Consider the following 10,926-nt stretch of genomic DNA (forward strand, 5'->3'; position numbering starts at 1 on the left):
CCAGAGGCTTCCGCAACCGCGACAACTACCGGCTACGCATGCTCCTCGCCGCCGGCGGACTCACACCATGACCCCCACCGAATGTCCGAAGAGCCGCGAAAGGGGTGCGCGAGGCCCTGGAATCCGGAGTTCAGTCCTGGAAGAACGGGTAATCGGTGTAGCCGTTTCGCCGCCGCCGCGGACGGAGGTGTTGTCGACCTCGTTCCCGTCGGCGCCCTCCCGCCAGCGGGTACTGAGATTGGGGTTCGCGATCACGCGGAATCCGTTCTTGGAGGCGACCACGCCGAAGACGACCTTGTCGGAGCCTAGGATCTCGGCAGGCATCCCGAGATCGGCGTACGTGTTGATCACGAGGTGGCCACCGAAGACGGACTGGTAGAACGTGAGCGCCTCTATGCAGGAGGCGGGGCTAGCGCCGACTGAATGTACTCGCGAAGGGCTGGATCGCAGACGTAGATGTATGTCCCCAAGACACCGCGCGTGAGAAGCACCCCATAGATGTTCTGGATCAGTTCCAGGAGATCCTCGTCGGTGGTGTTCCTCTTCAGCGTCCGGAGATTCTCCTTTCCCTTCCTGTCGCGATACGCCTCACGGCTCACAGTCACCCGGTCGTTCTTCGCGTCATATCGCAGGTCGTCCGCGACGATGACGCCCGCGTAGTTGAGGTCGTACCCCTGAACCGTGTGGATGGACCCCACTTCGCGCGTCGAGCCGGGGGAATTGATCCAATCCTTGTCCGTACGGTTCCATGTGAACTGGGTACCCTCGATCTCGAAGTCATACCCAGGCTTATTGCCACGCGTCTTCCAATCCCATGCGTACCCCGCGACCAATCGCGCCAGACCTGCCTCACGCTCGCGCTCTCGGATGGCGTCCTGCATCTCCACAACGCTTGTGAAGAAGCGCAGATCGTATTCACCGAAGTCCGGGCGGGTTCCTGGTTGGACGTCACCGCGTAGCATCGCCCGGACGAATCCGATGTAATCGGCGTCTGCACGAACTCGCATCTGCCTCGCGAGCGGGAAGCGTCGATGGGCTCGCTGCGCTTCGGCGATCTCGGCTGAGAGCGACTCACGTGACAGGTCGGCAGGCCGCACGGCCTGCCGCTCATCGATGAGAAGAATCTGATGACGACTCTGGGCCCGGATCCAATCGAGCTGGGTCTTGTTCACGTCATCGGATCCGAAAAGCCTGCGGTTGATCTCGGCAAAGTCTCGGTTCCGCACCCCCGAGGATTGGTTCGCCCGCCGATTGAGCCGATGCGTCTCGTCGACGATGAGTAGGTCGAAGGGTTCTTGTGACTTGCCCACATCGAACGGACTCAGAACTTGGTTTTCGCTGATCTTGGGTGTCTTCTCGAAAACCTTCTTGATCGATTCGCGAAGTGACTGCTGAGGTACAACGAGACCAACGCGAACCGATCTCAGGAGTTCTCGGTTCTCGGGAACGAAGAACTCGGAGAAGAGTGAATCAGGTTCGATCTCATCGCTGTCCTCGAATTCTCGGATGTCCGCAAGCAGCTTCATCAAGTAGATGGCAACGATGGTTTTCCCAGTCCCAGGATTGCCCTCGACCACGCTGCTCGATCGCGCCCCGCTGGCGACATCGTCCAACAGCGATTCGACGATCTGCTCGACGGCGATCGCCTGCTCTCTCGTGAGAACTTTGAACGGTGAGAGCTTGAAGAGGTCAGTGTTCTCGATCTCCGGGATGCTGCGTTGGAAAACCCCCTCGGACCTCAACTGCTCGAAGATGTCCCGGAAGCTCTCGCGGTACTGCTCGCGCGCGTAGTACTGGGCGTCAATGATCCCTTCGTTGCCGTTGAGGACGGCGAACTGACCATCCCCAGCGAGCCAACGAATCAGGTGTGATTCCAGGTCGAGACAGGCCGACTTGTTAAAGGTGTCGTCGATGACGACGCGCACGCGACGAAAACCCGCCTTCGACGGGCTTTGAAGGTGCTGACGCATGCGGGATGCAGCGCTGACCGTCTCTCCCACGTAGACAGAAGGGGATCCGATAGAACCCGCGTTGTCGAGAACATAGACGACCGGCCAATTTCTTCGGCGCTCGTCATCGGACGCCCATGTCGAGATGGCTGAGCCCGTGAATTCCAGCCGTTCGATCTCAGAGGGCGTCATACTTCGTGCTCCGCCCCTTCGCAGTCTCGACCGGGTACTTGGCACGTGTCACGGCGAGCTTCTCGAGGACGATCTCGTCGAGATCGACTCGGATTTTCTCTGAGAGAAGGATGCAGTAGGTGACGATGTCCGCCAGCTCCTCCCGGACGCGCGCGGCGTCGGCCTCGTCGTTCCACTGGAAGCATTCGAGAAGCTCGGCAGCTTCGATCGAGATGCTCTTCGCCAGATTTGCCGGCGTATGAAACTGCCCCCAGTCACGCTCGCGAACGAACTCGGACAGCGCTTCTCGAACACGTTCACTGGTCACGCTGCGACCGTAACGCAGGACGGGGCCAGACCGGATCTACACGGAAAACTTCTAGCACCAGTACCCTGACCCCATTCCCGCCCAGGTCGAAGGAGACCTCCATGACCCAGCCCCTCCGCTACGCCATCAACGTCACCCTCGACGGCTGCTGCTCGCACGAGGAGGGCCTCCCACCCGACGAGGAGTCGATGGCGTTCTGGACCGACGAGCTCCGTCGCTCTGACACACTCCTCTACGGACGCGTGACGTATGAGCTGATGCAGGGCGCGTGGCGCAAGCCCGACTCGGGGGAGTGGCCGGACTGGATGGATGCCAGTGAGGTGGCCTTCTCGGAGGTCATAGATCCGATGCGGAAGGTGGTGGCATCCGCGACTCTCGACGCGGTCGACTGGAACGCCGAGCTTCTCGACGGCGATGTCGTCGAGGCTGTGCGGCGGCTGAAGGAGCGGCCGGGGCGGGGCATCTCGCTCGGCGGAGTTCGGTTGCCAGCGGCGCTCGCCGAGGCGGGGCTCATCGACGAGTACACGTTCGTCGTGCATCCGGTGATCGCCGGTCGCGTACCGCGGCTGCTCGATGGCGTGGAGCTGAAGCTCGAGCTCGTCGAACGGTGGGAGTTCGGTTCGGGGGCTACCGTGCAGCGGTATCGGCCGGTTCAGAGCCCGGGGGCCGGCGCGTCGACCGAGTAGCCGCGGCACGTTTGCGCATCAGCATGCGCCAGCGGGGCGCCAGCACCGGGTCCCGCTGTAAGGGTTGAGATGCATAATACCGTTACGCCACCGTGGTGAGGACTCACGGACGGACGGCGCTGGCGCGATGCTGATTGGTCTCATTTCCTGGAGCGCGGCGGGCGGGATGGCCCTGGCGGCGCTGGTCATGGTGCTCACGCCTGGCCCCAACATGATCTACCTCGTCTCGCGGAGTATCGCCCAGGGGCGGGCCGCTGGCCTGGTATCGCTCGCCGGCACCGGGGTGGGATTCCTCGTCTACATGACCATGGCCAACCTGGGACTCGCCGTCGTCTTCGTGGTCGTCCCGTGGCTTTACGTCGGCCTCAAAGCCGCGGGTGTCGCCTATCTCGCCTACCTGGCCTGGCGGACCTTGCGCCCGGGCGGGACCGGGCTGTTCGAAACCCGCGCCCTTGCGCAGGATTCCAGGGGGAAGTTGTTCCGTATGGGGCTCGTCACGAACCTGCTGAATCCGAAGGCCGCCGTCATGTACCTGGCGTTGATCCCGCAATTCATCGACTCACGCGTCGGTTATGCCGTAGCCCAGGGCTTCGCGCTCGGCGGCATCCAAATCCTGGTCAGCCTCACCGTGAATGCCACCATCGTCATTGCTGCGGGGTTGATCGCTCGCTTCCTCCACACACGCCCCACCTGGACGAGGTGGCAGTGCCGCATCACCGGAAGCCTGCTTGGTCTGGTCGCGACCTTCCTCGCCGTCGAGGTGCCTAAAGCTGCGCGTCCGTGAGGTAATGCGATCTACCCCAACGCTCGTACCGCTCCAGGCGCTCGGCGCGTCCGGTTGTGGCGGGGCGGGGCCCTCGGCTTCTTGAAAGGACCGGCGAACGGCTCGAGCTCGTCGAGCGGTGGGAGTTCGGCTCGGGGGCTACCGTGCAGCGGTACCGGCACCCGATAGCGTGATCCCAGAATCCGCAATCTCGGAGCCGGGGGGGGCTTGTCGTGAGCAGTGACATTTTCTGGATCATCGGTGTCGTCGTCGCCGTCGGGGCGGTGCTGCTGATCCTGCTGATCGGCTTCTTCATCTTCCGGGCCTGGTATCAGGTGCCGCAGGCCGATGAGGCGATCGTCATCGTCGGTAAGAAGCAGCGCGGGACCGACGGGCTGACGTCGAACATGACCGTCATTACGGGCGGCGGCGCTTTCGTCAACAAGCTGACTCAGCGTTCGGATCGCATTTCGCTCCGTTCGCGCCAGATCAAGATGGAGCCCGTTGCTCAGACGAAGAACGGCGTGACCATCCACCTGGCGGGTGTTGCGCTGGTCAAGATCGGGTCGCTGCCCGACCAGGTTCGCGCCGCCGCGGAGCGCTTCGCCTCGCAGGACCAGGCGATCGACGTGTTCACCACCGAACAGCTCGAGGGTGCGCTGCGTGGTGTCGTCGCGAAGCTCAACGTCGAAGAGGTCATGCAAGACCGCCAGAAGCTCGGTGACGAAATCGCGGAGGGCATCAAGGGCGACCTTCTCGCGCAGGGTCTCGTGCTCGACTCCTTCGCCATCCAGGGCGTCACAGACCGCAACGGCTACATCGAGGCCCTCGGCGCGCAGGAGGTCGAGCGCGTCAAGCGCGAGGCCGAGGTCGCGCGCATCGAGGCGGCCCGCGAGGTCAAGGCGCGCCAGCTCGCCACCGAGGAAGCGAACCTCATCGAACAGACCGCGTTCGACAAGAACACCGCGGCATCCAAGTCCGAGGTCGGGCGTGCGAACGCCGAGGCGGAGCAGGCCGAGAATCTCGCCCGCGCCGAGCGCGAACAGGCCGTTCTGGTGCAGCGCGCCGAGAACCGTCAGGCCGAGCTCGACGCCGACGTCAAGCGCGTCGCGGATGCCGAGAAGTACCGCAAGCAGACCGAAGCCGACGCCGAGTCGTACGCGCGCCAGAAGAAGGCCGACACCGACCGCCAGGTGGCGCAGCAGGAATCGGATGCCGAGGCCTACGCGGTGCAGCGCCAGGCCGAGGCCCGGCAGGCCTCCGCCGCAGCCGAAGCCGCTGCGGTGCGGGCGCGCGCCGAGGCCGAGGCCGAGGCGCTACGCGCGAAGTCCAGTGCCGAAGCCGAGGCGCTCCGTGCTCAGGCCCTCGCCGAGGCGGAGGCCATTCGCGCGAAGGGTGAGGCGAGTGCCGCGGCGATTCAGGCCGAGGCCGAGGCGCTCCGCGAGAACCAGGAAGCCATCCTCGGGCGCGAGCTCATCGGACAGCTGCCCGCGCTCATGGCGGAGTTCGCGAAGGGCTACCAGAACGTCGGCAACGTCACCCTCGTGGGCGGCGACTCCGCGGGAGCGCACATCGCGCGCGAGCAGGCGGCGGGCCTGGCGGCGACGTTCGACAGCGTGAAGTCGGCGACGGGCGTGGATCTCGGGGCGATTCTGCAGGGCCAGGCGTTCGGGCGGGGTGTGGCGTCGTCGCGCTCGTCCCGGGAGGCGGAGTCTTCAGCAGCCGTCAGCGACTGACGCAGAGGGCCACGGGGAAGCACACAACGACACAGGGTGAGGAATCTGCCCAACAATCGCTCGGGGCGAGCGAGGTTGTGCGGGTCTTCACCGCCGATCTAGCTGCCGCCGCAGATCCTGTGTGCGCTCGCGGGCTCGATCGATCAGCGTCGCGGCAAACTGTCGTTCTTCCCCGCTGAGGGAGGCTTCCTCGGCGGCAAGGCTCAGTGCCTCGGGCAACCCATCGACGTACGTTCGAGCGCGCGAATACACCCAGTCCACGGTGGCTGATTGCCCCAGGATGCCGGTGAAGACACTCGCCTCGCGCACGATGTGCCGAGGCTCGATCTCGTACGTGCGGTAGTGGCCGTCGAATGACATCGCGAGCTTCGCCCTGCGGTTGTTGATCTCGGGATATGCCAGTGCCGAGCCGAGGTCGTAGAGAGGCGCCAGGCGAGGCCATCCTGTTCGAGCCGTCGGCCACAGCAGTGCGTAGTTCTTCGCATGGGCATCGGTTCCCAGTGCAACCCAGTTGAAGATCGTGGCGTCGAAGAATCCCAGGGCATGCATCGGGCCAGCGGGACCGAATCTGTCGATGATGAGTCGTGAGATCGCGGCAATGCCGGGGCCGCCCTCGTTCTGATACTTCGCCGTCGGATGCGTTCCCGTCGCCTGCGCGAAGTCCTCCTGGTGCGCGCGGGCGATTGACGTTCCCTCAGCGTGCTCGGCGCGGCGATACCGGTCGAAGCGTTCGATCACGATCGCGCTCTCGTCGTCGAAGTTCACCAGTCGGCTGCGTGCGACATCCATGTTCAGGTGATGCGCAGCACGCATCGTCAGGTGCTCATTCAGGTCGCCCCACTTGAGCCCTGCCACGCCGGGTTTGACGATGTGCGTCGACGCGGTGCTTCCGGTCGCGAATCCCCAGGCGTCGCGGCCACGGACGAGAGTGAACTTGGACTGCGCTCCGGCGAGCGAGAAGTAGCCTCCGTCGTACCCCGTCGCCACCCACGCGGAAGGGTCGGCGCGCAGTTCGCGCAGGTGCGAGGCAATGGTCGCGTCATCGATCCACTCGATCTCGCCCGGTCCGTCGAGGACCGGCTCGTCCCACTGAGTCGAGTCGATGAGCTGTACGGCGCCCGCCGCATCCCGTCCGACGTTGGCGAGCAACCCCATCGGGTTGCGCGGCGAGACGCCGAACGTCCGCCCCCACCGCGCCAGCACGGCGTCGTTGTCGGGCAGAAGGTTCCAGAGGAAGTTCCCGGGCGCGGCGCCCTCGTGCCGGCGGCGGCTCTTCGGCAGAGACAGTGACAGTTCGAGGCGGCCGGCGTCACGCTGCCAGGCGGGATCGAACTCCAGCGAGATGTCGCCACCGTCGCGCTGGCTGAACCAGCCGATGCGCCGCCCGTCCAGATACGCGGTGAGCCTCACGGCTGCGCCTTCGGCGCATCCCATGGATCGACGACATCCATGAACATCGGATCCGAGTCGGTCTCATCCTCCGCCGTGTCGACCTCGGCATACAGATCAAGCGCGTGGAGCACTGCCATCAGGCTGTCCACGCTCGCGCTCCCGGCGTGACCGGACTCGAACCGGACCACCCACTGGCGGGCGCGCCCGATCCGCTGCGCCAAGTCCGCTTGGGTCAGTCCGAGGTCGGAGCGGCGGTCGCGGACGATGTTTCCCCAGTCGAGCGAGACGTTCACGAGCACTGGCAGGTCCTCCCTCACTCGCAGCATGTACGAAATTCCAGTCACATCCTGCTATGTACGAGGATTCTGACACGTACCGCTGATGTACGTCAATGCGTACACGAGCCGCTCGGTGGGGTGGTCTTCACATTCGGGGTGGGTCGAGATCCACTTGCTGAGTCCGCGGGGGCCCGCGCCTTCCTGTAAGGGTTGAGATGCGTGACATCGTTACGCCACCGTGGTCAGGACTCACGGACGGACGGCGGTGGCGCGATGCTGATTGGTCTCATCTCCTGGAGCGCGGCGGGCGGAATGGCCTTGGCGGCGCTGGTCATGGTGCTCACGCCTGGCCCGAACATGATCTACCTCGTCTCCTGGAGTATCGCCCAAGGGCGTATTGCCGGCCTGATATCACTCGCCGGTACCGGGGTCGGGTTCCTCGTCTATATGGCAATGGCCAACCTGGGACTCGCGGTCGTCTTCGTGGTCGTCCCATGGCTTTATGTCGGCCTCAAAGCCGCGGGCGTGGCCTATCTCGCGTACCTGGCCTGGCGGACCTTGCGTCCGGGCGGGACCGGGCTTTTCGAGACCCGCGTCCTCGGGCGGGATTCCGGGGCGAAGCTGTTCCGACTGGGGCTGGTCACGAATCTGCTGAATCCGAAGGTCGCCGTCATGTACCTGGCGTTGATCCCGCAGTTCATCGACTCATGCGCCGGTCATGCTGTCGCCCAGGGCTTCGTGCTCGGCGGCATCCAAATCCTGGTCAGCCTCATCGTGAACGCCACCATCGTCATCGCTGCCGGGTCGATCGCTCGCTCCCTGCACACCCGCCCCACCTGGACGAGATGGCAGCGCCGAGTCACCGGAAGCTTGCTCGGTCTCGTCGCGATCTTCCTCGCCGTCGAGGTCCCCAAAGCCGCGCGGCCATGAGGTGCCTCGATCTGCCGCCTTCCCGTCTCGACGACATGCCTGAGGAGTATTTCGCCGGGGACTACCGTGCTGCGTTACCGGTGTCCGGGGAGAGTCCCGGAATCACGACTGACGCCAGGTACTCCCGCAACCGCGGCACGTCACGCGTGAGCGTGCGCCAGACGCGGTGCGGGTCGAGGTCGTCGTACTGGTGGGCGGCGAAGTTCCGCATGTCGATGATCTGACGCCATGGCTGACCGGCGAAGCGCTCGCGAACGGGCGGCGGGATCTTGGCGACCGCCTCGCCGATCCGGATCAGCCCCATCTCCGCGGCCCATTGCGCCTCGACCTCGCGGAGGAAGTGCTCCTCGCCCTTTTCGACGATGAGTGCGATGACCTCGCACACCGCGATCACGCGGGTCGCGGCATCCTGTGCCTGACGACTCTCGATGCTCACAGCGGGACGGCCTCGCGGAGCACCCGCTCCCGGAACTCACCGCGGAGGGTGTCGGAGGCGATGACATCGACCTCGACGTGAAGCAGATCGGCGAGGGCGAGGCGCAGGCCCACCTCATCCAGGAGGCCGGCTTCGGGCGTGAAGTCGACGAGGATGTCGATGTCGGATGCCGCGGTCTCCTCGCCGCGAGCCACGGATCCGAACACCCGCGGCGCGGTGGCGTGATGCTCGGCGACGAGGCGATGAATCTCGTCGCGGTGGCGGAACAGCCGCTCGTTGAGGGTGCCGACCAGCGCGCGACGGATGCGTTCGAGGACCTCGGGGCTGGGCTGACGCCGACCGTTCTCGTACGCCGAGATGTTGGGCTGCGCCACACGGGCGGCGTGGGCGAGCTCGGCCTGGCTCATGCCCGCCGCTTCTCGTCCCGCGCGGATGTTCATGCCATCAGGGTAGCCGCGAGGTTATCGGGGGCGATATAGGACTCACTTCCCTCGGTGCCTACAGTGCGCGCAAGCCAGGGATCTGGCCTATCAGCCACCCACGCTCGGCCCTCGCGCACGTCAGAACCGTGCGTCGCCGACGCCCTGCGGGCAGTGTGATCAGGGGGAGGTCCCTGTCGATGGGGCTGAGCGCCCAGGCATTCGCGTCGCAGGTGGTCTGCCCTGTTCAGCCATGCGGTGACCTCGCTCTGCGGGCTGTTGCGCCCATGGTTCTCGTTGCGCTGCCTGCCGCGCTCTGGGGTGCCGACCTCGTTCAGCTGAATGAGACCGTCCCGCAGCGGGCGACGGATATCGGATGTGTATTTGTTATGAATCGCATGAGTGTTTCCTCATAGACTGTCGAGCCTCGCATGTTGGCGGCGAGCACTCAGAGCAGAAGCCACGAATCCGACGTGGCCCTTTCCATGGGGGAAAACCTTGACTGAATCAATCACTCCAGCCGCGCCCGCGGGCTGGTTCCCTGCTGGCGTCGAAGGCCAGGAGCGCTATTGGGATGGCGCTGCGTGGACTGACCAAGTTCGTCCCGTGGGCACGGCGTCTAGCGGGAGCGACTTCGTCGTCCCCGGATCGACAGCTCCTGAGTCCGAGCAGAAGCCGCGCAACATCCTCGGGATCGTGGCGCTCGCGCTGGCGGCCGCAGGATTCATCTTCGCTTGCATCCCCGGTGCCCTGATCGTTGGGTGGATCCTGCTGCCGATCGCTTTCATCCTCGGCATCGTGGCGCTTTTCCAAAAGGACAAGCCCAAGTGGCAGGGCGTCGCCGCGATGATCGTGTCGGTTATCGGCACGATCGTCGGGGTAGTCGTTTTCTTCGTGGTGGTGGCCACAGCTTTCAACAGCGCGTTCGATGACACGGTTGTCGGCGAGGTCGGCACCTCCGACATTGTCGAAGAAGAGGCGCCCGGGACCGCTGACGAGCCTGCGATCGCGGCCGCGCAGGATCTTGTGCTCGGTGAAACCGCGTTTGGCGTGGACACTGAGAGCGGCATGGGCTGGTACGCCGTGCAGCTGACCAACCCGAACGAGGACTACGTCTTCGGCAACGCCGCAATCAAGGTGGAGGCTTACGATGCCAACGGCGTGCTGCTCGACACCGGTACGGACTACAGCACGATCCTCTCGGGAAGCTCGTGGTATGTCGGCCGCTTCCTGCAGGTGGGATCGGCGCAGATCGACCGCATCGAGGTGCGAGGGCCGACCGCGAGTGCGGCGACCAACTCGCCCGCCGCTGAGACCGGGTCCTTCACGATGGGTGAGGTGACCACCGGCTCCGAGTACGACTGGATGACCGTTAGCGGCACCGTTACCAGCAACTTCACGGAAGACCAGGACATGGTCCGCATCGACGTCATCGCCCGTAATGGCGATGGAAAGATCGTGGGTGTCGACACCACCTACACGGATCGTGTGCCCGCCGGCGGTACGGCAGCGTGGAAGGTTCCGTTGTGGCAAGTGCCGCTGGACAGCAAGGTCGAGGCATTCGCTCACCTCTGATGCCTGCCTGAGCAAGCCGCGTTAGAGGACCACGAGGGTCGCCTACGGGCGGCCCTCGTGGTCCCTATGACTGTTCTTCTGAGATCCAGCTCGCGCGACATGGACGGTAGGTAGTTCCGGGCCCCGCGCGAAATCTGGCGCGAGGCCCCCGGCATCCGGAACTCAGCCCTGCAGCACCGGGTAATCCGTGTATCCGCGCTCGCCGCCGCCGTACACCGTGGCCTGGTCGACCTCGTTCTCCTCGGCGCCCTGCTCCCAGCGCG

The 10,926-nt window shown here is 65.0% G+C and carries 12 protein-coding genes and 1 pseudogene; 6 read left to right on the forward strand and 7 right to left on the reverse strand.

Going from position 1 to position 10,926, the window contains the following annotated elements:
* Positions 1 to 60: 60 nt before the first annotated feature.
* The 3 genes from AB0O24_RS04095 to AB0O24_RS04105 all read right to left on the reverse strand — a co-directional run bounded on the left by AB0O24_RS04095 (position 61) and on the right by AB0O24_RS04105 (position 2,448).
* On the reverse strand, positions 61 to 351 hold the full coding sequence (locus AB0O24_RS04095; protein WP_363372749.1) for a hypothetical protein: 291 nt from the start codon (positions 349 to 351) through the stop codon (positions 61 to 63).
* A gap of 41 nt (positions 352 to 392) precedes the next feature.
* Complete coding sequence (locus AB0O24_RS04100) at positions 393 to 1,925, reverse strand: DNA/RNA helicase domain-containing protein (RefSeq protein WP_345799725.1); 1,533 nt, start codon at positions 1,923 to 1,925, stop codon at positions 393 to 395.
* Positions 1,926 to 2,127: 202 nt separating this feature from the next.
* Complete coding sequence (locus tag AB0O24_RS04105; protein ID WP_275800790.1) at positions 2,128 to 2,448, reverse strand: nucleotide pyrophosphohydrolase; 321 nt, start codon at positions 2,446 to 2,448, stop codon at positions 2,128 to 2,130.
* Positions 2,449 to 2,549: 101 nt separating this feature from the next.
* Here AB0O24_RS04105 and AB0O24_RS04110 point away from each other — a divergent pair, with 101 nt between their 5' ends.
* From AB0O24_RS04110 to AB0O24_RS04120, 3 genes are all read left to right on the forward strand, one after another.
* Positions 2,550 to 3,134: a dihydrofolate reductase family protein gene (locus tag AB0O24_RS04110; protein ID WP_363372753.1), complete on the forward strand. Its 585-nt coding sequence runs from the start codon at positions 2,550 to 2,552 to the stop codon at positions 3,132 to 3,134.
* 127 nt (positions 3,135 to 3,261) lie between these two features.
* Complete coding sequence (locus tag AB0O24_RS04115; RefSeq protein ID WP_275800788.1) at positions 3,262 to 3,918, forward strand: LysE family translocator; 657 nt, start codon at positions 3,262 to 3,264, stop codon at positions 3,916 to 3,918.
* Positions 3,919 to 4,130: 212 nt separating this feature from the next.
* Positions 4,131 to 5,633, forward strand: a complete 1,503-nt coding sequence (locus AB0O24_RS04120) for an SPFH domain-containing protein (protein WP_275801879.1) — start codon at positions 4,131 to 4,133, stop codon at positions 5,631 to 5,633.
* 87 nt (positions 5,634 to 5,720) lie between these two features.
* On the opposite strand, the gene AB0O24_RS04125 is transcribed toward AB0O24_RS04120, so the two are convergent.
* The gene (locus tag AB0O24_RS04125; protein WP_275801852.1) at positions 5,721 to 7,043 is read right to left on the reverse strand and encodes a type II toxin-antitoxin system HipA family toxin; all 1,323 of its coding nucleotides are present in this window, start codon (positions 7,041 to 7,043) and stop codon (positions 5,721 to 5,723) included.
* On the reverse strand, positions 7,040 to 7,324 hold the full coding sequence (locus AB0O24_RS04130; RefSeq protein WP_275801853.1) for a helix-turn-helix domain-containing protein: 285 nt from the start codon (positions 7,322 to 7,324) through the stop codon (positions 7,040 to 7,042). Before AB0O24_RS04130 ends, AB0O24_RS04125 begins: the two co-directional genes overlap by 4 nt.
* A gap of 252 nt (positions 7,325 to 7,576) precedes the next feature.
* Here AB0O24_RS04130 and AB0O24_RS04135 point away from each other — a divergent pair, with 252 nt between their 5' ends.
* Positions 7,577 to 8,233: a LysE family translocator gene (locus AB0O24_RS04135; RefSeq protein ID WP_275801854.1), complete on the forward strand. Its 657-nt coding sequence runs from the start codon at positions 7,577 to 7,579 to the stop codon at positions 8,231 to 8,233.
* A 61-nt stretch (positions 8,234 to 8,294) separates the two neighbouring features.
* On the opposite strand, the gene AB0O24_RS04140 is transcribed toward AB0O24_RS04135, so the two are convergent.
* The gene (locus AB0O24_RS04140) at positions 8,295 to 8,669 is read right to left on the reverse strand and encodes a HepT-like ribonuclease domain-containing protein (protein WP_275801855.1); all 375 of its coding nucleotides are present in this window, start codon (positions 8,667 to 8,669) and stop codon (positions 8,295 to 8,297) included.
* Positions 8,666 to 9,109, reverse strand: coding sequence for a helix-turn-helix domain-containing protein (locus AB0O24_RS04145; RefSeq protein ID WP_275801856.1), 444 nt, complete (start codon positions 9,107 to 9,109; stop codon positions 8,666 to 8,668). The genes AB0O24_RS04140 and AB0O24_RS04145 overlap by 4 nt, the downstream gene beginning before the upstream one ends.
* 381 nt (positions 9,110 to 9,490) lie before the next feature.
* On the opposite strand from AB0O24_RS04145, the pseudogene AB0O24_RS04150 reads away from it, so the two are divergent.
* Both AB0O24_RS04150 and AB0O24_RS04155 read left to right on the forward strand, forming a co-directional pair.
* A pseudogene (locus AB0O24_RS04150) lies at positions 9,491 to 9,697 on the forward strand (DUF2510 domain-containing protein); the annotation flags it as partial.
* Positions 9,698 to 9,784: 87 nt separating this feature from the next.
* A complete protein-coding gene (locus AB0O24_RS04155; protein WP_363373166.1) occupies positions 9,785 to 10,663 on the forward strand; it encodes a hypothetical protein in 879 nt (292 codons plus the stop codon).
* Positions 10,664 to 10,926 lie beyond the last annotated feature (263 nt).

It is taken from the genome of Microbacterium sp. NPDC086615, assembly GCF_040686055.1.
GTDB lineage: Bacteria > Actinomycetota > Actinomycetes > Actinomycetales > Microbacteriaceae > Microbacterium.